A 21,745-nucleotide genomic window follows, 5' to 3' on the forward strand; every position below is an offset into this window, starting at 1 on the left:
GTCAGCGCACCGGCGTGGCCGTGGCGCCGCCGGGCTGGGCCGGCGGCAGCGGCTCCATCGGCGGCAGCGGCACGCGCGACGACGACGAAGAAGACCCGGGCGCCGACGACGGCGCGGGTGCCGGTGCAGGCGATCCGGTGCCGCCCCGCTGCGCCTGCTGCGCCTGGCTGGCCAGCTCGGCTTCGCTCACCACCTCGACCACGCGCACCACCTTCTGCACGCCCGAGATGCCGCGTGCGATTTCGGTCGCGCGGTCGGTCTCGCGGCGCGTCGCAATGCCCATCAGGTAGACCACGCCGCGCTCGGTCACCACCTTGAACGAGTTGGCGAAGATGTCCTTGGCGTCGAGCAGCGAGGCCTTGACCTTGCCGCTGATGAACAGGTCGTTCGAGCGGTCCTGGAAGGTGCTGGGCGGGCCGACGGTGAGCTCGTTGACCACCGAGCGCACGTTGTCCACGCGCTGCACCAGGTCCTCGACGCGGCGGCGGTCGGCGTCGCTGCCCACGGCGCCGGTCAGCAGCACCTGGCGGTTGAAGCTGGTGACGCTCACGTACATGTTGTCGTTGGCGATCTCGCGCACGCGGGCCGCTGCGCGCAGCTCGATGCCCTGGTCGTCGAGCTGGGCGCCGGAGCTGCGGCGGTCGGTGGCCACCATGCCCACGCCCACCGCCGCGGCCCCTCCGACCACGAGCGGCACGCAGGCCGAAAGCCCGGCAACCAGGACGGTTCCCGAGGCAAGTGCAATGGCGAAGCGCTGGAACGGTGTCGTTGTCGTCATGTGGAAGCTTCCTGTTCTCCGAGTAGCTGGGCATCCACGCCGTCGCACAGGCAATGCAGCGCGAGCAGGTGGATTTCGTGGATACGCGCCGCACGTTCGTGCGACACGCCGATCTGGACGTCCGTTTCGCGCAGCGCGCGGCCGATGGCGCCACCGGTTCCGCTGCTGCCCGCGCCGGGCGAGGCCGGCTGGCCCGCGCTGGCGTTGCCCAGCAGCGCCACCACCGTCATGTCGCGCTCGTGCGCAGCCAGCACCGCGGCCAGCACGGCCGCCGACTGGCCGCTCGCGCTCAGCGCCAGCAGCACGTCGCCGGCCTGGCCGAGCGCGCGCACCTGGCGGGCGAAACGGTCGACGTCGGTGGCAGCGGCGCTGTCGGCCGACGGGTCGGTGGGATCGCCGGGCAGCGCGATGGCGCCGAGCTCGGGGCGCTCGCGCTCGAAGCGGCCGACGAACTGCGCCGCGAACTGCGCCGCCAGCAGGCCCGAGACGCCCGCGCCGCAGGCCAGCACCTTGCCGCCGCTGGTCACGCAGGCCAGGATCGCCTGCATGGCCTGCGAAATGGGTTTGCTGAGGATGGGGCCGGCCTGGTACTTGAGGTCGGCGCTGTCGATGAAGTGTTGCTGAATCCGTTGCTCGAGCATGGGGCGCGATGATACCGGGGGGCGTTGAAACAAGACGTTTGCGATGGATGGGAGGATGAATGTGTGGGTGGAGCCCGCGGCGCGCTTTCAGTTCCCGCCCGCGTCGAACGCGCCCTGCAGCCAGGTGATGCGCTCCTCGACCAGCACCACGTCGAAGCGGCAGGGCGGCAGCGTGCGCAGCCCGTTCAGGTAGTGCCGCGCCGCAAACACGATGCGCCGCTGCTTGAGCCCCGTGATGCTGCCGCCGGCGCCGCCGTGGGTGCCGCTGCTGCGCTGGCGCACCTCCACGAACACCAGCGTGGCGTCGCGCGGATCGCGCATGATCAGGTCGATCTCACCGCCGCCGCGCCCGGGCGTTCGATAATTGCGCGCTACCAGCGCCAGGCCGGCGCATTGGAGGTGGTCGAGCGCGGCGTCTTCCGCCGCATCGCCGCGATGCTTGGTCGTGATGGTCTTCATGCTGGCTCCCTGCCCGCTTCTTTTTTGTTCCTACGGAGAAACCCCTTGGCTTCACTAGCACCCGCTTCCTTCGGCGCCGCCCTTTCGGCCGCGCGCGATGCCTCGGGTGCACAGCATTATCCGCAGGGCACGCTCTACGTGGTGGCCACGCCCATCGGCAACCTGGCCGACATCACGCTGCGCGCGCTGCACGTGCTGCAGCTGGTCGATGCGGTCGCCTGCGAGGACACGCGCCACACGCAGAGCCTGCTGCGCGCCTACGGCATCGACCGGCCGAATGCCCAGCTCCTGGCCGTGCACCAGCACAACGAGGCCGAGGCCGCGCAGGCCGTGGTCGCGCGGCTCGCGCAGGGCGAGCGCATCGCTTACGTGAGCGATGCCGGCACGCCCGGCGTGAGCGACCCGGGCGCGCGGCTGGTCGCAGCCGTGCGCGGTGCCGGCCAGCGCGTGCTGCCGCTGCCGGGCGCGAGCAGCGTCACCACGCTGGTCGGCGCCGCCGGCCTGGTGGCGGCCGGCGACGAGAGCAGCGCCTTCGTGTTCGCGGGCTTCCTGCCGACCAAGGCCGGCGAGCGCGACGCGGCCGTGCAGGCGCTCGCACAGGAGCGGCGCGCCGTGGTACTGCTGGAAGCGCCGCACCGCATCGAAGCCGTGGCCCGCGCGCTGGCGACGCTGGGCGAGCGCCGCATCACCGTCGGCCGCGAGCTCACCAAGCAGTTCGAGGAGATCGCGACCGTCGCCGCCGCCGAGCTGCCGGGCTGGTTCGCAGCCGGCCGCGACCGCACGCGCGGCGAATTCGCGCTGGTGCTGCACCCCATGGCCGCGGCCGCCGACGACGGCGCCGAAGGCGAACGCGTGCTGCGCCTGCTGCTGGCCGAGCTGCCCGTGAAGACTGCTGTGCGGCTTGCGGCCGAGATCAGCGGGGCGCCGCGCAATGCGCTGTATGAAGCGGCGCTGCGCATTCGCAACGACGACGGCAACGAAGACGACGAGAGCGGCGCGTAGCCGCCAGCCTCAAAGCCCGCCCGGCAGCAGCGCGGCCAGTGCCTCGCGCATCCAGCGCGCGATCAGCTGCTGGCGCTCGCGCGGCATGCGGTCCAGGGTCGACGCCACGCTGATCGCGGCCACAGGCTCGCCTTCGCTGCTGCGCACCGCCATGCCCACGGCCAGCACGCCGTCGGTGGCATGGTTGCCGATGACCGACCAGCCGCGCTCGCGCGTCGCGCGCACCAGCAGCGCCATGCGCTCCGGCGTCATGCCGCCGTAGCGGCCCAGCACACGCGCATTGGCGGCGACAGCGGCATGGACCTCGTCGTCGGGCAGCGCCGACAGCAGCGCCAGGCCCGCCGCGCCCACACCCAGCGGCTGGCGCGTGCCCACCTGGATCACCAGGATCTGCACCGGGTGCGTGCCCACATGGCGCGCGATGCAATGCGACGCCGGGCCTTCGCGCACGATCGCGAAAGCCGCATCGCCGCAGGCCGCACTCACGCGCTCCAGCACCGGACGCAGGCGCACCGCCATGTTGGGCATGCCGGCCGGTTGCGCCATGGCCGCGAGCCGCGGCCCCGCCACATAGCGAAAGCGCCCGCGCTGCGCGGCATAGCCGCTCTCCACCAGCGTGGCCAGCAGGCGGTGCACCGTGGCGCGCTCCAGCCCCGCTGCGCGGCACAGGTCGACCACGCGCAGGCCTTCGCGGCCGCTGGCCAGCACCGCGTCCAGCAACTGCAGGCCGCGCCGCAGCGTGCGGCTGCCGGGGTCGTCGCCGGGCTCTGCGCTGGAGATGCGCGCGGCCGCGGCGCGGGCCGAAACGTCCGCCTGGCGGACGTTCTTATTCACGGTTCGCGAAGGCATGCGAAAGAATTTCTCGGTCGACGGAGCCATCGCGCAGTGTGCCGCAGCACGGCAGGACGCAGCCCGCGACAGGCATTGCATACCCAACTGGAGACAAGAAGTGAGCTCGTATTCCGCACCCCGCCGGCATTGGCTGGCATTCGCCGCCGCCCTCGCCTGCAGCGCCGCGCTGCCCCTGCAGGCGCAGCCCGCCACCCCCTGGCCGTCCAAGCCCGTGAAGCTCGTGGTCGGCTATGCCGCCGGCGGCGCCACCGACGTGATCGCGCGCCTCGTCGCCATCAAGCTGGGCGAGCAGCTCGGCCAGCCCCTGCTGGTGGACAACCGAACGGGCGCCAACAGCAACGTGGGCGCCGAGTACGTGGCCCGCGCGCCCGCCGACGGCTACACGCTCTACGTCTACACCATCGCGAACACCATCAATGCCTCACTCTACGGCAAGCTCGGCTACGACCCGGTCAAGGACTTCGAGCCCGTCGGCCTGATCGCCAAGATTCCCAACATCCTCGTGGTGAACCCGTCGTTGCCCGTGAAGAACGTGGCCGAATACGTGCGCTTTGCCAAGGAGTCGAAAGAGGGCATCACCTTCGCGTCGTCCGGCAGCGGCTCGTCCATCCACCTGTCGGGCGAGATGTTCAAGATGCAGGCCGGGCTCAACATGCTGCACGTGCCCTACCGCGGCAGCGCGCCCGCCATCACCGACCTGCTGGGCGGCCAGGTGCAGTCGATGTTCGACAACACGCCGTCGGCCCTGCCGCACGTGCAGGGCGGGCGCCTGCGCGCCATTGCCATCACCAGCGCCCGGCGTTCGCCGCTGCTGCCCGACGTGCCCACGCTGGCCGAGTCGGGCTATCCGGGCTTCGACGTGCAGTCGTGGTTCGGCTTGGCGGCCCCCGCGGGCACACCGCGCGCCGTGATCGACCGCCTGAATACTGCGCTCGGCAAGGTGCTGGCCGCGCCCGATGTGCGCCAGCGCCTGCAGGAGCTGGCCGCCACCCCCGAACCCGGCACGCCCGAGCAGATGCGCAGCTTTGCCGCGGCCGAGATCAAGCGCTGGCGCGACGTCGTGAAGGCATCCGGCGCCAAGGCCGACTGACAGCGACCACCAGAGCCTGCAAGGAGCACACCCACCCATGTTTCCGATCGACTTCTTCTGGCGCGCCGCGGTGCGCTGGCCCGACAACATTGCCATCGACGCCCCCGAGGGCGCCATCCGCTACCAGGAACTTGCTGCCCAGGTGGCGGCGCTGGCGGCCGCGCTGGTCGCGCTCGACCCCGCGCCGCAAAGCCGCGTCGCCATCTGCGCGAAGAACAGCGCGGAGCACATTGCCGCGCTGCTCGCGGTGCTGGCCTGCGGCAAGGTTTGGGTGCCGCTGAATCCGCAGAGCACGCGGCCCGAGATCCGCCGCATCGTCGATGCCACCGAACCTTCGATCCTCGTGCTCGACGCGGCCTGCGCCGCGCTGCTCGACGGTGCGCCCGGCGCGCGCATCCACACCGGCACGGCGCCGCAGCACGAAGCCACCATCGCGGCGCTGGTGACCCGGCATGCAGGCGCGCCGCGCCCTTCCTTCGCGCTGCCGCTGGACGCCACGCAGGCGATCAAATTCACCGGCGGCACCACCGGCGCGCCCAAGGGCGTGATGCAGCCCTACCGCGCATGGCTCGCCAACATCGCCAACCAGATCCACGCCTGGGGCTTCGACGAGCACGAGCGCTATGTGGTGGCGGCGCCAATCACGCACGGTACCTCGACCTACGTGCTGCCCATCCTGGCGCAGGGCGGCTGCCACGTGGTGCTGCCCGCGGCCGGCGCCGAGGCCGTGCGCACGGCCTTCCGCGAACGCGGCGGCACGACATGCTTCATGCCGCCCACGCTGGTGTACATGCTGATGGCGCTGCCGGGCGTGTCGCGCGCCGACTTTCCGCACCTGCGCCGGCTGATCTACGGCGGCGCGCCGATGCCTTCGGAAAAGATCCGCGAGGTGCGGGAATTCTTCGGCCCGGTGCTGGGCACCACCTACGGCCAGACCGAGGCGCCCCAGATCCTCACGGTGATGCACCCCGAAGACTTCGAGGACGAACGCAACTGGGCCGCCGTGGGCCGCACCGCGTGGTTCAGCGATGTGGCCATCATGGCGCCGGACGGCCGGCTGCTGCCCGCGGGCGAGGTCGGCGAAGTGGTGGCGCGCGGCGACCTGCTGATGGCCGGCTACTGGCGCCTGCCCGACAAGACCGCCGAGACGCTGGTGGACGGCTGGCTGCACACCGGCGACCGCGGCCTCGTCGACGAGCGCGGCTACCTCTACCTAAAGGACCGGCTGAAGGACATGGTCATCACGGGCGGCTTCAACGTGTACCCGGTGGACGTGGAGAACGCGCTGGGCCAGCACCCCGCCGTGCACGAATGCGCCGTGTTCGGCATTCCCGACGACAAGTGGGGCGAGGCGGTGCAGGCCGCCGTGCAGCTGCGCCCCGGCCGCCACGCCACCGAAGCCGAGCTGATTGCCTTCGTGCGCGAACGCCTGGGCCCGGTGCAGACGCCCAAGCACATCCATTTCCACGAGGCCCTGCCGCGCTCGCCCGTGGGCAAGGTGCTCAAGAGCGCCGTGCGCGAACTCGCCATGGCGGCCGCCGCCACATCCTGAACGAAAGAAACCACGCGATGACTTCCTCCTCCGCCACTCCCGTCACCCGCCTGTGCACCCACACGCTCACGAGCCTGCACTACCGCGACGCCGACCTGGTCGAAGACCTGCTCGGCAAGAAGACCTTCACCGAGGTGATGCTGATGCAGATCCTCAACCGCACGCCGCGCGGCGTGGACCTGCGCATCACCGATGCGGTGCTGGTGGTGCTGATGGAGCACGGCCTCACGCCCAGCGCCATCGCCACGCGCCTGATCTACATGAGCGCGCCCGAGAACCTGCAGGGTGCCGTCTCGGCCGGGCTGCTGGCCGTGGGCAGCTCGTTCGTCGGGACCATGGAGAACTGCGCCGGCCTGCTCGACCGCATCGGCGCCGCCGCCGACCCGGATGCCGAGGCGATGGCCATCGCGCGCCACTACAAAGGCCTCAAGAGCCCGGTGCCCGGCTTCGGCCACCACCTGCACAAGCCGGTGGACCCGCGCGCCTACAAGCTGCTCGACATGGCGCGCGCCGAGCCCGAGCTGGCCGGCCACAAGGTGCGGGCGCTGGAGCGCCTGTCCGCCGCGGTGGACGCCGTGGCCGGACGCCCCATCACCATCAACGCGACCGGCGCGGTGGCCGCGCTGCTGGGCGAGATCGGCGTGCCCACCGGCGTGATGCGCGGCTTTGCCGTGATCTCGCGCGCCGCCGGGCTGGTGGCGCACATCGTGGAGGAGCAGCAGAGTCCGTCGGGCCGCTTCATCTGGGACACCGTCGAGCACGCGATTCCGTTCGTCGGCGCGAGCGGGAAGGATGACGCATGAGCTTCACTCCTCCTGCGCTGCCACTGGACCTGTCGGGTCGGGTCGTCTTCGTGCTGGGCGCGGGCTCGGCGGGACCGGGCTGGAGCATCGGTCGGGCGTCGAGCGTCACCTACGCCCGGCTCGGCGCGCACGTGTGCGTGGCGGACCGCGACGCCGCCTCCGCCGAGGAAACCACCGCGCTGATCCGAGCCGAAGGCGGCACGGCCGAGACCTTCGTCGGCGATGCGGCGGACGAAGCCGACGTGGTTCGGCTCTTTGGCGAAGCACGCGAGCGCTTCGGCACGGTCGACGTGCTGCACCACAACGTGGGCATCGGCAAGACCGGCGGGCCCATGGAAACCAGCGCCGAGGACTTCGACCGCATCCACGCAGTGAACGTGCGCAGCCTGCTCCTGGCCACCCGGCAGGTGCTGCCCGGCATGGTCGAGCGCGGGCGCGGCGCCATCGTCGCCATCTCGTCGATCGCGGGCATGCGCTACCTGGGCTATCCGCACCTGGCCTACGGCGTGACCAAGGCCGCGGTCACGCAGTTCACGCGCATGGTGGCGCAGCAATATGCAGCCCAGGGCGTGCGTGCCAACACCGTCGTGCCAGGGCTGATCGACACGCCGCGCATCGCCACCACGGTGGCGAAGATGTTCTCGGACACCAGCCTGGAAGAGGCCAAGGCAGCCCGCGCGCGGCAGGTGCCCGTGGGCCGCATGGGCACGGCCTGGGACGTGGCCCATGCCTGCGCGTTCCTGGCGTCGGATGCGGCCGCCTATGTGACCGGCACCGAGCTGCTGGTGGATGGCGGCATCACCGGCAAGTTCGTGTAGCCCCATGGCATGCCTGCCGATGCGCAGGCCTCAGCCATCCAGCTCCGCATACCGCCTGAAGATCCCGTCCTCGTTGAACGCGATGCGGCGCGGGCTTTGCAGGTAGTCGTGCACGCGCTGGCGGCGCCGGACGTTGTCGTGCAGCTTCTCGACCGCCGGCGTGGCGGCCAGCGCCCGGGCCGCGGCTTTCGGGAAGGCGTAGCGCAGGCCGTCCACCAGCTGGAACAGCGACAGGTCGGCATAGGTCAGCACATCGCCCACGAGGTGCGACGGCCCCGCGGGGTTGCGCTGCAGCACGCGCTCGAACCAGTTCAGGTACTTGGGTATCCGCTCTTCGCGGAAGGCCCGCGCGCGCTGCACCGCCGCATCGCGCTGGTCTTCGTAGTAGGCGCCGGTGGAGATCGGGTGGTGCGTGTCGTGCGCCTCGGCCACCACGTCGGCAATGGTGAGCTGCAGCTGGTGCGTCCAGAGGCCGTCGGATTCGCCGACGCCCGAAAGGCCCAGCCGCGGCCCCAGGTACAGCAGGATGGCCGCGGTCTGCCCCACGACGATGTCGCCGTCGATCAGGAACGGCGGCGCGAACGAAGGGCGGACGATGTCGGGGTCGTCGAGCCGGTCGCCCAGTGCGGACCCGCCGCCGCCCTTCGATTCGGGCAGCCGCGCCACGTCGACATAGTCCGCACCGGCCGCCTCGAGCGCGAGCCGCACGAATTCCCCGCGGCCCTGGATGGTGGGCCAGTAGTGGAGTTGATAGGTGGTCATGGAGCCATGGTGTCAGGCTCCGCATGCCCCTGCAACCGCCGCGCCCTTGCCCTCAGAGCCCCTCGGCAAGCTCCACCGCGCGGCGCCTGGCCTCGGCCCTGGCGCCGGCATCGACCTCCGGCCCCATCAGCGTTTTCTCGACCACCACGGAGCGCACCTCGCGCACGCCGATGAAGCGCAGCCAGGTCTCGATGTAGGGCAGCTGGAAGTCGAGCGCATGCGCGGAGCCGTCCTTGCCCAGGGGGTAGTCCAGGCCCCTTGCGCACACCACCGTCGCGCGCCGGGTCTGCAGCATGCCCGACAGGCCCGAGGCGTCGAAGCGGAACAGCACGTCCTTGTGCGACACCACGTCGATCAGGTGCTTCAGCTTGTAGGGAATGCCAAAGTTCCACAGCGGCATCGCCAGCACGATGTGGTCCGCGGCGTGGAAAGGCACGGCAATGCGCCGGACCTCGTCCCAGGCCACTTGCTGGGCGTCGCTCAGCGGCACGCCGTTGATGCCGGCGTACTTGGCATCGAGCATGTCCTGCGACAGCTCCGGCAGCTGCATGGTCCAGGGGTTCAGCGTGGTGACATGGCAGGCCGGGTGGATGCGCGTCACTTCATTGATGAAGGCGCCGGCCACCTCGATGCTGGCGGAGCGCGTCTTCCTGGGCGAGGTCTCGATGTAGAGCAGTTCTTTCATGGCGTGCAGGGGTGAGTGGTTCGGAACGCCGAGGCTAGGCAGCACGGACCCTGCACACAAGCAACATAATTTGCATCCATTCAGAACGAATTTCACTGAAACCCATGCTCGACTCCCAACAGCTGCGCGCCTTCGTCTCGGTGGCCGACCACGGCAGCGTGACGCGCGCGGCCGACGCCATGCACCTGACGCAATCGGCCGTGAGTGCGCAGATCCGGCGGCTCGAAGAGCAGCTGGGCTGCCGCGTCTTCGATCGCACCACCCGCTCGCTGCAGCTCACGGCCCAGGGCAGCGTGCTGCTGAGCTATGCGAGGAGCATCCTCAAGCTGCAGCAGCAGGCGGTCTCGCGGCTTGCGGCGCCGCGCCATGCGCCGGCCACGCTGCGCCTCGGATGCTCGGAGGGCTTTCCCAGCGAATGGCTGTTCGGCGCGCTCGCGGGCTTTCGCGAGCGCAGGCCCGACGTGCATGTGGAAATCAGCTGCGGCATCAGCACGATGCTGGCCAAACAGGTGCGGCAGCACTCGCTCGACCTGATGGTCGGCACGGTCTGCGACGCCGGCAGCGACACCGAAACGCTCTGGATGGAGCCGCTGGTCTGGGCCTTTTCGGCAAAGGCGCTGCTCGACCCCGAGGCGCCCGTGCCGCTCGCGTTCCTGTCGGAGCCCTGCCCGTTCCGCGAAGCCGCGCTCGCCTCGCTGGCCGGGCATGGCACGACCCACTGGCAGATCGTCCTTACTGCGCAGAGTTCTGGCGCATTGGTGGCGGCTGCAGCCGCCGGTTTGGCCATCACCGTGCTGACGCCTTCGGGCATGCCGTCTGGCCTGCGCTCCATTCCGCCGGGAAGCTTTTTGCCGGTGCTGCCGGCGGCGCGGTTTGTGATTCAGCACTGGAAAAGTGGCACTCCTTCCGAAGCTCTGTCAGCGCTGGCCGACGACGTTCGCGAGGCTTGTTTTCGGTGGCGCGGGGCGCATGCCGGTGCGTTCGAGTCGCGGGTGCGCACGGCGTGAGTCGAATCAAATTGCGGTCAAGCTACCGATCGTCGCCGTGTTGGGCTTGAAGCGACAACGCATCTTTCACGCGTGGCGCGTGGGCGAGCAATCAACCGACCAAACTGCGGTCTGCCCGAGCACAATCGCACCGCCACACACGGCCGCAGAGTTCTGGCAGCACCCCAGGGGCGAGAACTCGCCAGGTATCTCTTCCGAGAATATTGGCGCCGCTCTCCCCTTTCACTCGCGCAGCGTGAACACCACCGACAAGTAGGACACCGGCTGCACTTGGATCGTCTCAATCCCGTGCAGTGCGGTCGCATCGAACAGCAGCGAGTCCCCCGCCCCTACCGCCACCGACTTGCCGCCGTAGCGGTAGCTGACCTCCCCGGACAGGAAGTACAGGAACTTGAGGCCTGGATGCTGGAAGGTCACATAGGGATCGGCGCCGGGCAGCAATGTGACCAGGTAGGGCTCGACGAACAGGTTGCCCGACAGCAGGTGGCCCAGCAGCTCGTAGCGGTAGTCCGCCACGGCGCCGATGCGATCGACCAAGACACCATGTCCTGCACGCACATGGCAAAAGTCAGTGCGCCGTGCCTGATCACTGAAGAAGCGTGAGGTCGGCACATGCAGGCCCTGCGCGAGGCGCTCCAGGGTCTCCACCGAAGGCGAGACCAGCCCGCGCTCGATCCGAGAAAGCATCGAGGCAGAAATCCCCGAGGTCTTGGCCAGTTCGCCGCCAGACACCTCGGCCGCCATGCGCAGCGCCCTCACCTGCGCGCCGATACGCGCCGCGGACAGACTGCGCACGACGGGCGTTGGCTGCCGTGACCGGGCACGTGTTACCGAAGCTGGCAGCCGCAAAGGCCGGGCGGTAGGTAACGGGGATGCAATTGCTCGATTGGGCATGTAGAGACTTGCCTTGAAGCGGAGTTCGCAAGTTCATATTCTACGAAAAACGTAGAGACTCGAAAAGGCGAACTTACGACTATCGTAGAGTGCCTCTCACGCCATCTCCTCGCTCAGTCTTCGGTGCACGCTTGAGGCTTGCGAGATTGGCGGCAGGTTTGCCACAAGACAAGCTTGGCGTTAAGGCGGGACTGGATGAAGGTACTGCCAGCGCACGCATTTCGCGCTACGAGAGCGGAATCCACGAGCCAAGCATTTCTTTTGCGCATCGGCTGGCAGACGAGCTTGGCGTCCCAGCCCCCTACTTTTACGCAGCGGATGACGAGCTCGCCAAGCTCATCCTGTGGTTCGGTCAGCTAAACACCCAACAGAGGAAGTCGCTGCTCGAATTCGCAAGTCATATCAAATAGTCTTCGTAGATGAGGATTGCGGCGCCCGATAACATCGGCTGAATAGCGATAGGGCGGATACGCCATGACGCAAGGGGTCGGGTGTTGAATGCGGCCAAGCTCTGAATCTAGGGGGTGCGGATGAAAACTTGGACTGGTTTTATGTCGCAGTTTCGAGACTGGGTCGGTACTTGATGGGGGTGCGAGAGCCAAGGGATATCTTGATCCGCTTCTCGTTGTACCAACGGATGTTTCAGCCGTCCGACAGATCCTTCACATGCGGAGTTGTCGGGCGAGCACGCCTTGCGGGACCTTAAGCGGATGAGCTTCGCTTCTCCGATACACGGCGGCCAACCCGGCAAGAGAAAGTAGGCGCCGCGATCTGAGTGACGATGGCCGGGTGTCGCGGTCGGCTGCCGTCTCGATGGCTGCATCCAGGATCGTATCAACCAACGAGCATCTGGATGCGCTCCGATAGACCAGCTGAAGACCGGGCCTTCGAAGCAGTCGATGATCGGCGACAGGTACGCCTTGCCGGACGGGATCTGCAACTCGGCGATGTCGGTCAGCCACTTTTCGTTCGAAACCGCCGCCTGCGATTGATGAGATCCTCAGGTGCCGGACTGATCTCTCCCAGATAGGAGCCGTATCGGCGCGGCGCGGCTTGGCTTGGCTTGGCTTGGCTTGGCTTGGAGGACGATCAGGCTCTCTTGCTTGTGGACAAGAATTCCCCAGACGAGAAAACAAAAAAGCCGGACACCTTTTGAAAGTGTCCGGCTTCATATCTGGTCCCGCCGCCAGGAATCGAACCTGGATCTCAGCCTTCGGAGGGCCGAATTCTATCCGTTGAAATACAGCGAGGAATCTGGGCTCCGGCAGAACCGGAGCCTCGCATTATCGCCCATCAGGCGGCGATTTCTTCTTCACCTGCTTCGTTTCCGATGCCCGCCGGGGAGTTCCGCACAAAGCCCAGGCCGGCCAGGTAGACGCGGAAGGTGCGGCGGCCGGTGGGCACCAGGTCGAAGGCGGTGGGGTCGAGCAGCCAGTTCTGGATGAGCCCGCTGATCAGCGCGTGCAGGCCCTGGGCGGCGGCGGGGCCGGGCACGGGCAGCTTGATGCGGTCCCGCCGCGCGGCCAGGCGCAGGGCTTTTTCGAAATCGCCCACGCAGGCGTTGCGGGCGTCCAGGTGGCGCTGCTGCACCGAGGCCATGTCGTGGGTGTATTCGACCTTGTGGGTGGCCACGTCGAACACGCGGCGCACCTGGGGGTCGGTGGTCATGAGGGTGAGGGCGTGCACCATGCCCTCTTCTATCTCGGCCAACGGGTCGTCGTCGGGGCCCGCGGCTGCGGCGGCAGCGCGGGGGCCGGCCTCCAGCGGGAGGATGACGCGTTCCATCATGGCGTTGAAGAGGGCGGCCTTGTCCTTGAAGTGCCAATAGATGGCGCCGCGCGTGGCCCCGGCCTGCTGCGCAATCTGCTGCAGCGAGGTCTGCGAGACGCCTTGCGCCTGAAACAGCAGCTCCGCGGCATCGAGCAAGCGATTCCGCGTGGCCAGTGCCTCTTCCTTCGTACGACGTGCCACCAAGTCTCCCAATTTGTAAAGCCAAGCCCTTTCCCAGGCGTAGGGCCATTCGACACTGTCACTATACATCCATGAATGTATGTAAACTAGCGGGCTTCCCCGATGGCCCGGCTGTTTATGCTGGCTTTCTGTTCGCTTCGCGAACGCGCCATCTCCCGTCTTTGCTTCAAAGGATTCGCATGCCTCTCCTGCATGTTTCGCGTCAATCGTCGTTCTCGCCGCGCCTCGCGATCGTGGCCGCTGCTGTGGTGTTGGCGCTCGCGGCCTGTTCCAAGGGCGATGCGCCGGCCGGCCCGGGTGGCGGTGCCGGCGGCGGCGGTGCCCGCCCTGCCCCTGAGGTGGGCGTGGTGGTTGCCGCGCCCACCGACGTGGGCCTGGTGACCGAACTGCCGGGCCGGCTCGAAGCCTCGCGCGTGGCGCAGGTTCGCGCCCGCGCCTCGGGCATCCTGCTGAAGCGCGAGTTCCGCGAAGGCAGCGACGTGAAGGCCGGCCAGCTGCTGTTCCGCATCGACCCGGCACCGCTGGTGGCCGCCGCGCAAAACGCGCAGGCCACGCTGGCCCGTGCCGAAGCCAACGCGGTGCAGGCCAAGGCACTGGCCGACCGCTACAAGCCGCTGGTCGAGGCCAACGCGGTGAGCAAGCAGGAATACGCGACGGCCGTGGCTTCGCAAAAGACGGCCGAGGCCGACGTGGCCGCGGGCCGCGCCGCAGTGCAGACGGCCAAGATCAACCTGGGCTATGCCGACGTGACTTCGCCCATTGCCGGCCGCATCGGCCGCGCGCTGGTGACCGAAGGCGCGCTGGTGGGCCAGGGCGACGCGACCGAACTGGCCGTGGTGCAGCAGATTAACCCGATGTACGTGAACTTCACGCAGTCGGCGTCCGACGTGCTGAAGCTGCGCCGCGCACTGGCCGCCGGCCAGTACAAGCGCGCGAGCGGCGAAGAAGCCGCCAGCGTGAACGTGGTGCTGGAAGACGGCACCGACTACGCCCTGCCCGGCAAGCTGCTGTTCTCCGACCTGACGGTGGATTCGACCACCGGCCAGGTCACGCTGCGCGCCGAGGTGCCCAACCCGAAGGGCGAGCTGCTGCCCGGCCTGTACGTGCGCGTGCGGCTGGAGCAGGCGCAGGCCACCAACGCGATCACGATTCCCCAGCAGGCGGTCACGCGCACGCAGCAGGGCGACACGGTGTCGGTGGTGAGCGCCGACGGCAAGATCAGCCAGCGCACGGTGAAGATCAGCGCCGCCAAGGACAACCAGTGGGTGGTGCTCGATGGCCTGAAGGCGGGCGAGCAGGTGATGGTCGACGGCTTCCAGAAGCTGCAGATGATGCCGCCCGGCACGCCGGTGAAGGCGGTGCCATGGAAGAAGCCGGACCCGAGTGCGGCTCCGGCGCCCGCGGCACCCGCTCCTGGTGCCGCCCCCGCGGCCGCACCGGCCGAGAAGAAGTAATCAGGAGCGCGCCCGCATGGCCAAATTCTTTATCGACCGACCGATCTTCGCCTGGGTGATCGCGCTGTTCATCCTGGTGGGCGGCAGTGTCGCCATTACCCAGCTGCCGATCTCGCAGTACCCGCCGGTGGCTCCGCCGGCCATCGTGATCAACGTTGCCTACCCGGGCGCCTCGGCCCAGACGCTGGAGGACAGCGTGCTGTCCGTGATCGAGCGCGAGATGAACGGCTCGCCAGGCCTGATCTACATGGAATCGGTGGCCCAGGCCGACGGCACGGGCACCATCACCATCAGCTTCGAGGCGGGCACCAACCCCGACCTCGCGCAGGTGGACGTGCAGAACCGGCTCTCCCGCGCCACGCCGCGCCTGCCGGCCGCGGTCACGCAGCAGGGTGTGCGCGTGGACAAGTCGCGCAACAACTTCCTGATGTTCGTGATGCTGTCCTCGGACAACCCGAACTTCGACCCGGTGGCGCTCGGCGACTATGCCGCGCGCAACGTGGTGCCCGAACTGCAGCGCGTGGTCGGCGTGGGCCAGGCCCAGCTGTTCGGCTCCGAGAACGCGATGCGCATCTGGATCGATCCGAACAAGCTGCAGGGCTACAACCTGTCGGCCACGGACGTGAACAACGCGATCCGCGCGCAGAACGCGCAGGTGTCCTCGGGCACCATCGGCGACCTGCCCAACATCCCCGGCCAGGCCATTGCGGCCACGGTGGTGGTGAACGGCCAGCTGGCCAACGTCGACCAGTTCAAGGACATCGTGCTGCGCGCCAACACCGACGGCTCGACCGTGCGGCTGAAGGACGTGGCGCGGGTGGAGCTGGGCGGCCAGTCGTATGCCACCTCGGCGCGCCTGAACGGCGTGCCCGCGGTGGGCATTGGCGTGCAGCCCACGCCCAACGGCAACGCGCTGCAGTCGGCCAAGGCGATCCGCGCCAAGATGGCGGAGCTGGAGCGCTTCTTCCCGCAGGGCGTGAAGTGGAACATTCCGTACGACAGCTCGCGCTTCGTGCAGATTTCCATCACCGAAGTGGTCAAGACGCTGCTGGAAGCCATTGCGCTGGTGTTCATCGTGATGTTCCTGTTCCTGCAGAACTGGCGCTACACGATCATCCCGACCATCGTGGTGCCAATTGCATTGCTGGGCACCTTTGCCATGCTGCTGGCCATGGGCTTCTCGATCAACGTGCTGACCATGTTCGGCATGGTGCTGGTGATCGGCATCGTGGTGGACGACGCCATCGTGGTGGTGGAGAACGTCGAGCGCATCATGAGCGAGGAGGGGCTGTCGCCGCTCGAAGCCACGCGCAAGGCCATGAAGCAGATCTCGGGCGCCATCATCGGCGTGACGGTGGTGCTGATCTCGGTGTTTGTGCCGCTGGCGTTCTTTGCGGGCTCCACGGGCAACATCTACCGCCAGTTCTCGGCGGTGATGGTGACCTCGATCGCCTTCTCGGCCTTCATGGCGCTGTCGCTCACGCCGGCCTTGTGCGCCACGCTGCTCAAGCCGGTGGAAGCGGGCCACCACCACGAGAAGACCGGCTTCTTCGGCTGGTTCAACCGCGGCTTCACGCGCACGGCCAAGGGCTATGAAAGCGTGGTCGCGCGCATTTTGCGGCGCGCCGCGCGCTACCTGGTCATCTACGTGGCGATCATCGGCGCGGTGGTGTTCACCTACCTGCGGCTGCCGAGCTCGTTCCTGCCGGCGGAAGACCAGGGCAACATCATCGTGAACGTGCAGCTGCCCCCGGGTGCCACGCAGGAGCGTGCGCTGTCGGTCATGCAGCAGGTCGAGGGCTTCATCCTGAAGCAGCCCGAAGTGCAGAGCATCGTGGGCGTGATGGGCTTCAGCTTCTCGGGCCAGGGGCAGAACGCGGGCCTTGCCTTCGTGACGCTGAAGGACTGGGAGGAACGCAAGGACCCGGCCCATTCGGCCAGCGCGCTGGCGGGCCGTGCCTTTGGTGCGCTCTCGGGCATTCGCGATGCGTTCATCTACCCGCTGAGCCCGCCGCCCATTCCTGAACTGGGCAATGCGAGCGGCTTCAGCTTCCGGCTGCAGGACCGCTCGGGCGCGGGCCACGAGGCGCTGATCAATGCGCGCAACCAGCTGCTGGGCATGGCCGGGCAGAGCAAGATCCTGTCGCAGGTGCGCCCCGACGGCCTGGAAGACGCGCCGCAGCTGCAGATCGACATCGACCGCGACAAGGCGAATGCCCTGGGCGTGACCTTCGATGCGATCAACGCCACGCTGTCGACGGGCCTGGGTTCGAGCTACATCAACGACTTTCCGAACCGCGGCCGCCTGCAGCGCGTGGTGGTGCAGGCCGATGCGCCGGCGCGCATGCAGCCTGACGACCTGCTGCGCCTGAACGCCAGCAACACCAAGGGCCAGCCGGTGCCGCTGTCGGCGTTTGCGACCACCAAGTGGGTCAAGGGCGCGACGCAGACGGTGCGCTACAACGGCTACCCGGCGATCCGCATCAGCGGCGACGCCGCGCAGGGCTACAGCACGGGCGCCGCGATGGCCGAGATGGAAAAGCTCGCCGGGCAGCTGCCGCAGGGCTTTGGCTTTGAATGGACGGGCCAGTCGCGCGAAGAAAAGCTCGCGGGCTCGCAGGCGATCGTGCTGTACGGCTTTGCGATTCTGGCGGTGTTCCTGTGCCTGGCCGCGCTGTACGAGAGCTGGTCGATTCCGCTGTCGGTGATCCTGGTGGTGCCGCTGGGCGTGCTGGGGGTGCTGCTGGCGACCATGCTGCGCGCCTACTCGAACGACGTGTACTTCCAGGTGGGGCTGATCACCATCATCGGCCTGTCGGCGAAGAACGCGATCCTGATCATCGAGTTTGCGAAGGACCTGCAGGCGCAGGGCAAGGGCATCGTCGAATCGGCATTGGCCGCGGCCCACCTGCGGTTCCGCCCGATCATCATGACCTCGCTGGCCTTCGGCCTGGGCGTGGTGCCGCTGGTGCTTGCCTCGGGGGCCGGCTCGGCCAGCCAGCGCGCCATTGGCACGGGCGTGCTCGGCGGCATGGTGACGGGTACGGCGCTGGCCGTGATCTTCGTGCCGGTGTTCTTCGTGGTGGTGCGCAGCCTGTTCAAGGGCAGTGCGCGCCAGCATGAAGCCGACAAGCGGCACGCGGAAGCAGCCGGCATCACGGAAGAAAAAGCACATGACTAAGAAACTGATTCCCACAGCCTTGGCCGCGGCAATGCTGCTGGCCGGCTGCTCGCTGATTCCGACCTACGAACGCCCGGCGGCGCCGGTGCCCACCACCTTCCCGGGCGACCCGGCGCAGCCGGCCGGCCAGGCTGCGGCCGCGGTGCCCTGGGAAGAGTTCTTCACCGATTCGCGGCTGAACGGGCTGATCCGCACCGCGCTGGAAAACAACCGCGACCTGCGCGTGTCGGTGCTCAACATCGAGCAGGCGCGCGCGCAGTTCCAGATCGAGCGCGCGGCGCTGTTCCCGGCGCTGGGCCTCACGGGCAGCGGCTCGCGCTCGAGCCCCAACCCCTACCAGGCGTTCGACAGCAGCGCGGGCAGCGTGTCGTCGCAGTACAGCGTGAACCTGGGCGTGACCGCCTGGGAGATCGACTTCTTCGGCCGCATCCGCGCGCTGAAGGACCAGGCGCTGGCGCAGTACCTGGCCACCGAGGAATCGCGCAAGGCCGCGCAGGTGAGCCTGATCGCGGCGGTGGCCACCGGCTGGCTCACGCTGATTGCCGACGACGAGCTGCTCGAGCTCACGCGCCAGACCTTGGTGACGCGCGAAGAGTCGGTGCGGCTGACCAAGATGCGCTTCGACAACGGCGTGTCGTCCGAGCTCGACTTCCAGGCCGCGAACTCGCTGGCCGAGACCGCGCGCGCCTCGTACGCGCAGCAGCAGCGCACGCGCATGCAGGACGAGAACGCGCTCGCCCTGCTGCTGGGCGCGCCGGTTCCGGCCGATGCCACCGCGGGCGGCATCAAGGGGCTGGACAGCGTCAAGCCGATGCCCGACGTGCCGGCGGGCCTGCCCTCCGACCTGCTGGCCGAGCGGCCCGACATCCGCGCCGCCGAGCAGCAGCTGATTGCGGCCAACGCCAACATCGGCGCGGCGCGCGCCAACTTCTTCCCGCGCGTGTCGCTGACCACCACGCTGGGCACCGCGAGCAGCGAGTTCTCGGGCCTGTTCGACCGCGGCTCCAGGGCCTGGTCGTTCGCGCCCTCGGTCACGCTGCCGATCTTCGATGCGGGCCGCAACCGGGCCACGCTCGATTCGGCCAAGGCCGGGCGCGAGATTGCCGTGGCGCAGTACGAGAAGTCGATCCAGACCGCGTTCCGCGAAGTGGCCGACGCGCTGGCCGGGCGCGCCACGCTGGGCGAGCAGGTGCGTGCGCAGCGCGCGCAGGCCGATGCCGAGGCGGTGCGCTTCAGGCTCTCGGACATGCGCTACCGCAACGGCATTGCCAGCGCGCTGGACCTGCTCGATGCGCAGCGCTCGCTGTACACGGCGCAGCAGTCGGCGGTCACCACGCGCCTCTTGCAGCTGCAGAACCAGGTCACGCTCTACAAGACATTGGGCGGCGGCTGGGCCACGCCCGGCAGCAAGGGCTGAGGCTTTCGCGCGACGGACGGTGAGCGGCCTTGCGTCCTTTGGGCGGAGGGCCTCTCTATAATCGCCGGTTGATTCGAAAAAGCCCCCCGACGAGCCCCCGTTATTGAGGACGCCAATGAGCGCAGACCCGCACTACCAGGCCACAGAAGACGCCCACACCGGCCCGATCAAGAACCCGAAGCAACTGCTGCTGGCGGTATTTTTCTCCTTCGTAGCACCCATCCTGATCATCGTGGGCCTTGTGGCCTATGTGGTTTCGGGCAACAAGCCCGCGGGCACGGCCGAGGGCGACAACATGTCGCTGTACGGCGTGTCGCAGGATGCGCGCGACCGCGAAGTGGCCGAACGGCTCAAGAAGGTCGGCGCCATCGAGATCCGCGATGCCAACCGTCCGCTGGCAGCCGGCGAGGCCGTCTTCAAGGCGCAGTGCGCAGCCTGCCACGGCGCGCCCGGCATTCCCGGCGCTCCGCACTACGGCGACGCCGCAGCCTGGGGCCCGCGCATCGGCCAGGGCTACGAAACGCTGCTCGATCATGCGCTGCATGGCAAGGGCGCGATGCCGCCCCAGGGCGGCGGCGACTTCGAAGACCTCGAAATCGGCCGTGCCGTGGTCTACATGGCCAATGCCGGCGGCGCCAAGTTCGCGGTGCCCGACCGCCCCGCGGCGGCGGCGGCGCCTGCCGATGGCGCGGCTTCGGCGCCCGCGGCGGCTGCCAGCAAGTAACCGGGCCCAGGCCCCCAAAGAGAAAGCCGGCTTCGCGCCGGCTTTTTCATGTCCGCTGCCAGCTGCAGCTACTCATTTGATAGCAAGACGAGCCGGCGCGCCGAGGGGCTCAGCACATGGCCGAAGCGCTGCGGCAGGTCGGCCGCATGCACCGGCTCGGGGGTCCACAGGCCCTGCTCCACCGCGTCGGCGGCTAGGCCCACGTCCTGCGTATGGACCAGCCCGACCCCGAGGGGCGCCGCCAGGAAAAGGCGCCCGTGCTCGTCGAGCAGGCAGGCCGAGATGGCGCCCGCCGCCTGCCCGGTGTGGGCCGTGACGGCAAAGCCCGCGCCATCGGCAATGCGCCAGACGAAGGGCGCGGCCTCCAGTTCGACATACACGCGCTGCGGGCCGTTCTGGAAGAACCACTGGCCTTCTTCATCGTGGTCGTAGTTGCGCTGGATGAAGTCGATCAGCTTCTCGTGCCGCAGCATCGAGCCCTTGGCCGCGGGGAAGGCGCCTTCGGCCTGGGTGCGGTCGTCGCGCATGTACCAGTTGCCGCGCGCGTCCAGGCCGAGCCAGCCGTAGCAGTGCGGCACGTTGGGCCACTTGGCAAGCGCCTGTTTGACGATGTCGTCCATGGGCGTTATTTTGCGCGCGCCTGCGCCGCCGTGGAGGGTGCAAACCCGGCCAGCCAGCCGCCCACGCGCTCGGGCATGCCCTGCACATGGCCCGGCGGCGGCCCGAGCGGAAAGCCCACGTGGCCGCCGTGCGCGGGCTGCCACAGCGTGACATGCGGGCCGACCTCGCCGGGGCCGGGCAGGCTCTGCGCCGGAATGAACGGGTCGTTCCGCGCATTCACCACCAGCGTGGGCACGCGGATCGCCCTCAGGTGCGGCTTGGACGAGCCGCGGGCCCAGTAGTCGTCGGTGTTGCGAAAGCCGTGCAGCGGCGCGGTGAACACGTCGTCGAAGGCATAGAGGTCGCGCGCCGCAAGCAGCCGCTCGCGGTCGAACAGGCCCGGAAACTGCGCCAGCTTGGCCAGTGCCTTGGGCTTCATGGTGGCAAGGAACATGCGCGTGTAGACCAGCCGGTTGAAGCCGCGGCCAATGGCCGCGCCGCCGGCCGCCAGGTCGAGCGGCGCGGACACCGAAGCCACCGCATTCACCGAGGCGCGGGCCGTGTCGCCGGCCTCGCAGGCCCAGCGCAGCAGCGCATTGCCGCCGAGCGAGACGCCCGCGGCCAGCACCGGGCCGCCGCCGCGCTGCGCATGCTGCTCGCGCATGCGCTGCAGGATCCAGCCGATCTCTTCGTAGTCGCCCGAGTGGTAGGCGCGCGGCGCCAGGTTGAGCTCGCCGCTGCACCCGCGGAAATGCGGCACGGCAAAGGCCATGCCCTGCGCGGCGGCAAAGGCCGCGAAGGCTTCGGCGTAGTGGCTGCGCGACGACCCCTCCAGCCCGTGGAACAGCACAAGCAGCGGCTGCGGGCCGGGCAAGGCCGCATCGATGAAGTCGACATCGATGAAGTCGCCGTCGGGCGTGGTCCAGCGCTCGCGGCGGTAGGCCGGCGCAGAGCCCTCGAAGCGGCGCGCATAGAGCGCCGGCCAGATGGTCTGCAGGTTGCCGCCGGGCAGCCAGCGCGGCGCCATGTAGCCCATGGCCGCGTGCAGGGAAGAG

General features: G+C 68.8%; 22 protein-coding genes and 1 tRNA gene. 11 read left to right on the top strand and 12 right to left on the bottom strand.

Annotation, left to right across the window (positions count from 1 at the left end; translation table 11 throughout):
• Window position 1: 1 nt before the first annotated feature.
• The 3 genes from AC1DMS_RS25880 to AC1DMS_RS25890 all read right to left on the bottom strand — a co-directional run bounded on the left by AC1DMS_RS25880 (window position 2) and on the right by AC1DMS_RS25890 (window position 1,878).
• A complete protein-coding gene (locus tag AC1DMS_RS25880) occupies window positions 2–778 on the bottom strand; it encodes a BON domain-containing protein (RefSeq protein ID WP_015867577.1) in 777 nt (258 codons plus the stop codon).
• Complete coding sequence (locus tag AC1DMS_RS25885) at window positions 775–1,419, bottom strand: SIS domain-containing protein (protein WP_015867578.1); 645 nt, start codon at window positions 1,417–1,419, stop codon at window positions 775–777. The genes AC1DMS_RS25880 and AC1DMS_RS25885 overlap by 4 nt, the downstream gene beginning before the upstream one ends.
• 87 nt (window positions 1,420–1,506) lie before the next feature.
• Complete coding sequence (locus tag AC1DMS_RS25890) at window positions 1,507–1,878, bottom strand: YraN family protein (protein WP_015867579.1); 372 nt, start codon at window positions 1,876–1,878, stop codon at window positions 1,507–1,509.
• A gap of 45 nt (window positions 1,879–1,923) precedes the next feature.
• On the opposite strand from AC1DMS_RS25890, the gene rsmI reads away from it, so the two are divergent.
• Window positions 1,924–2,880 carry a 16S rRNA (cytidine(1402)-2'-O)-methyltransferase gene (rsmI, locus tag AC1DMS_RS25895; protein WP_015867580.1) on the top strand — a complete coding sequence of 319 codons (957 nt, stop codon included), beginning with the start codon at window positions 1,924–1,926 and terminating at the stop codon, window positions 2,878–2,880.
• A gap of 9 nt (window positions 2,881–2,889) precedes the next feature.
• On the opposite strand, the gene AC1DMS_RS25900 is transcribed toward rsmI, so the two are convergent.
• Window positions 2,890–3,729 (bottom strand): IclR family transcriptional regulator domain-containing protein, encoded by an 840-nt coding sequence (locus AC1DMS_RS25900; protein WP_015867581.1) that lies wholly within the window; start codon window positions 3,727–3,729, stop codon window positions 2,890–2,892.
• A 100-nt stretch (window positions 3,730–3,829) separates the two neighbouring features.
• Between AC1DMS_RS25900 and AC1DMS_RS25905 the strand changes: the two genes are divergently transcribed.
• From AC1DMS_RS25905 to AC1DMS_RS25920, 4 genes are read left to right on the top strand one after another with little or no spacing between them, the layout of a single operon-like run.
• Complete coding sequence (locus tag AC1DMS_RS25905) at window positions 3,830–4,822, top strand: tripartite tricarboxylate transporter substrate binding protein (protein ID WP_015867582.1); 993 nt, start codon at window positions 3,830–3,832, stop codon at window positions 4,820–4,822.
• A gap of 37 nt (window positions 4,823–4,859) precedes the next feature.
• Window positions 4,860–6,374, top strand: coding sequence for a class I adenylate-forming enzyme family protein (locus AC1DMS_RS25910; protein WP_015867583.1), 1,515 nt, complete (start codon window positions 4,860–4,862; stop codon window positions 6,372–6,374).
• 17 nt (window positions 6,375–6,391) lie between these two features.
• A complete protein-coding gene (locus AC1DMS_RS25915) occupies window positions 6,392–7,177 on the top strand; it encodes a citryl-CoA lyase (protein ID WP_015867584.1) in 786 nt (261 codons plus the stop codon).
• Window positions 7,174–7,995, top strand: coding sequence for an SDR family NAD(P)-dependent oxidoreductase (locus AC1DMS_RS25920; RefSeq protein ID WP_015867585.1), 822 nt, complete (start codon window positions 7,174–7,176; stop codon window positions 7,993–7,995). The genes AC1DMS_RS25915 and AC1DMS_RS25920 overlap by 4 nt, the downstream gene beginning before the upstream one ends.
• Before the next feature lie 30 nt (window positions 7,996–8,025).
• Here AC1DMS_RS25920 and AC1DMS_RS25925 read toward each other — a convergent pair whose 3' ends face one another.
• Together AC1DMS_RS25925 and AC1DMS_RS25930 are read right to left on the bottom strand one after the other, a co-directional pair.
• Window positions 8,026–8,757, bottom strand: a complete 732-nt coding sequence (locus tag AC1DMS_RS25925; RefSeq protein WP_015867586.1) for a glutathione S-transferase — start codon at window positions 8,755–8,757, stop codon at window positions 8,026–8,028.
• A gap of 52 nt (window positions 8,758–8,809) precedes the next feature.
• Window positions 8,810–9,442: an FMN-dependent NADH-azoreductase gene (locus tag AC1DMS_RS25930; RefSeq protein ID WP_015867587.1), complete on the bottom strand. Its 633-nt coding sequence runs from the start codon at window positions 9,440–9,442 to the stop codon at window positions 8,810–8,812.
• A gap of 104 nt (window positions 9,443–9,546) precedes the next feature.
• Here AC1DMS_RS25930 and AC1DMS_RS25935 point away from each other — a divergent pair, with 104 nt between their 5' ends.
• The gene (locus AC1DMS_RS25935; protein ID WP_015867588.1) at window positions 9,547–10,449 is read left to right on the top strand and encodes a LysR family transcriptional regulator; all 903 of its coding nucleotides are present in this window, start codon (window positions 9,547–9,549) and stop codon (window positions 10,447–10,449) included.
• Between the two features lie 222 nt (window positions 10,450–10,671).
• Here AC1DMS_RS25935 and AC1DMS_RS25940 read toward each other — a convergent pair whose 3' ends face one another.
• Window positions 10,672–11,244: a helix-turn-helix domain-containing protein gene (locus AC1DMS_RS25940; RefSeq protein WP_018906588.1), complete on the bottom strand. Its 573-nt coding sequence runs from the start codon at window positions 11,242–11,244 to the stop codon at window positions 10,672–10,674.
• Between the two features lie 188 nt (window positions 11,245–11,432).
• Between AC1DMS_RS25940 and AC1DMS_RS25945 the strand changes: the two genes are divergently transcribed.
• Entirely contained in the window at window positions 11,433–11,753 is a 321-nt protein-coding gene (locus AC1DMS_RS25945; RefSeq protein WP_026284232.1) for a helix-turn-helix domain-containing protein, read from the top strand.
• A 107-nt stretch (window positions 11,754–11,860) separates the two neighbouring features.
• On the opposite strand, the gene AC1DMS_RS25950 is transcribed toward AC1DMS_RS25945, so the two are convergent.
• The 3 genes from AC1DMS_RS25950 to AC1DMS_RS25960 all read right to left on the bottom strand — a co-directional run bounded on the left by AC1DMS_RS25950 (window position 11,861) and on the right by AC1DMS_RS25960 (window position 13,317).
• Complete coding sequence (locus AC1DMS_RS25950; RefSeq protein WP_162269814.1) at window positions 11,861–12,283, bottom strand: hypothetical protein; 423 nt, start codon at window positions 12,281–12,283, stop codon at window positions 11,861–11,863.
• Between the two features lie 235 nt (window positions 12,284–12,518).
• Window positions 12,519–12,593: transfer RNA gene (locus tag AC1DMS_RS25955), tRNA-Arg, on the bottom strand.
• A 43-nt stretch (window positions 12,594–12,636) separates the two neighbouring features.
• The gene (locus AC1DMS_RS25960) at window positions 12,637–13,317 is read right to left on the bottom strand and encodes a TetR family transcriptional regulator (RefSeq protein WP_015867590.1); all 681 of its coding nucleotides are present in this window, start codon (window positions 13,315–13,317) and stop codon (window positions 12,637–12,639) included.
• A 176-nt stretch (window positions 13,318–13,493) separates the two neighbouring features.
• On the opposite strand from AC1DMS_RS25960, the gene AC1DMS_RS25965 reads away from it, so the two are divergent.
• The 4 genes from AC1DMS_RS25965 to AC1DMS_RS25980 all read left to right on the top strand — a co-directional run bounded on the left by AC1DMS_RS25965 (window position 13,494) and on the right by AC1DMS_RS25980 (window position 20,090).
• Entirely contained in the window at window positions 13,494–14,768 is a 1,275-nt protein-coding gene (locus tag AC1DMS_RS25965) for an efflux RND transporter periplasmic adaptor subunit (RefSeq protein ID WP_015867591.1), read from the top strand.
• A gap of 16 nt (window positions 14,769–14,784) precedes the next feature.
• Complete coding sequence (locus AC1DMS_RS25970) at window positions 14,785–17,949, top strand: efflux RND transporter permease subunit (protein WP_015867592.1); 3,165 nt, start codon at window positions 14,785–14,787, stop codon at window positions 17,947–17,949.
• Window positions 17,942–19,366: an efflux transporter outer membrane subunit gene (locus AC1DMS_RS25975; protein WP_015867593.1), complete on the top strand. Its 1,425-nt coding sequence runs from the start codon at window positions 17,942–17,944 to the stop codon at window positions 19,364–19,366. Before AC1DMS_RS25970 ends, AC1DMS_RS25975 begins: the two co-directional genes overlap by 8 nt.
• A 115-nt stretch (window positions 19,367–19,481) precedes the next feature.
• Window positions 19,482–20,090, top strand: coding sequence for a c-type cytochrome (locus AC1DMS_RS25980; RefSeq protein ID WP_015867594.1), 609 nt, complete (start codon window positions 19,482–19,484; stop codon window positions 20,088–20,090).
• A 68-nt stretch (window positions 20,091–20,158) separates the two neighbouring features.
• Here the strand turns inward: AC1DMS_RS25980 and AC1DMS_RS25985 are convergent, their stop codons facing one another.
• Entirely contained in the window at window positions 20,159–20,710 is a 552-nt protein-coding gene (locus tag AC1DMS_RS25985; protein WP_027729890.1) for a DUF2946 family protein, read from the bottom strand.
• 5 nt (window positions 20,711–20,715) lie between these two features.
• Window positions 20,716–21,726, bottom strand: a complete 1,011-nt coding sequence (locus AC1DMS_RS25990; RefSeq protein ID WP_038107951.1) for a YheT family hydrolase — start codon at window positions 21,724–21,726, stop codon at window positions 20,716–20,718.
• Window positions 21,727–21,745 lie beyond the last annotated feature (19 nt).

It is taken from the genome of Variovorax sp. 05T418, assembly GCF_056396385.1.

Coding starts and splice junctions, on each gene's coding strand:
- AC1DMS_RS25880 (WP_015867577.1), bottom strand. CDS start 778: ATGACGACAACGACACCGTTCCAGCGCTTCGCCATTGCACTTGCCTCG.
- AC1DMS_RS25885 (WP_015867578.1), bottom strand. CDS start 1,419: ATGCTCGAGCAACGGATTCAGCAACACTTCATCGACAGCGCCGACCTC.
- AC1DMS_RS25890 (WP_015867579.1), bottom strand. CDS start 1,878: ATGAAGACCATCACGACCAAGCATCGCGGCGATGCGGCGGAAGACGCC.
- AC1DMS_RS25900 (WP_015867581.1), bottom strand. CDS start 3,729: ATGCCTTCGCGAACCGTGAATAAGAACGTCCGCCAGGCGGACGTTTCG.
- AC1DMS_RS25910 (WP_015867583.1), top strand. CDS start 4,860: ATGTTTCCGATCGACTTCTTCTGGCGCGCCGCGGTGCGCTGGCCCGAC.
- AC1DMS_RS25915 (WP_015867584.1), top strand. CDS start 6,392: ATGACTTCCTCCTCCGCCACTCCCGTCACCCGCCTGTGCACCCACACG.
- AC1DMS_RS25920 (WP_015867585.1), top strand. CDS start 7,174: ATGAGCTTCACTCCTCCTGCGCTGCCACTGGACCTGTCGGGTCGGGTC.
- AC1DMS_RS25925 (WP_015867586.1), bottom strand. CDS start 8,757: ATGACCACCTATCAACTCCACTACTGGCCCACCATCCAGGGCCGCGGG.
- AC1DMS_RS25930 (WP_015867587.1), bottom strand. CDS start 9,442: ATGAAAGAACTGCTCTACATCGAGACCTCGCCCAGGAAGACGCGCTCC.
- AC1DMS_RS25935 (WP_015867588.1), top strand. CDS start 9,547: ATGCTCGACTCCCAACAGCTGCGCGCCTTCGTCTCGGTGGCCGACCAC.
- AC1DMS_RS25965 (WP_015867591.1), top strand. CDS start 13,494: ATGCCTCTCCTGCATGTTTCGCGTCAATCGTCGTTCTCGCCGCGCCTC.
- AC1DMS_RS25970 (WP_015867592.1), top strand. CDS start 14,785: ATGGCCAAATTCTTTATCGACCGACCGATCTTCGCCTGGGTGATCGCG.
- AC1DMS_RS25975 (WP_015867593.1), top strand. CDS start 17,942: ATGACTAAGAAACTGATTCCCACAGCCTTGGCCGCGGCAATGCTGCTG.
- AC1DMS_RS25980 (WP_015867594.1), top strand. CDS start 19,482: ATGAGCGCAGACCCGCACTACCAGGCCACAGAAGACGCCCACACCGGC.
- AC1DMS_RS25985 (WP_027729890.1), bottom strand. CDS start 20,710: ATGGACGACATCGTCAAACAGGCGCTTGCCAAGTGGCCCAACGTGCCG.
- AC1DMS_RS25990 (WP_038107951.1), bottom strand. CDS start 21,726: ATGGGCTACATGGCGCCGCGCTGGCTGCCCGGCGGCAACCTGCAGACC.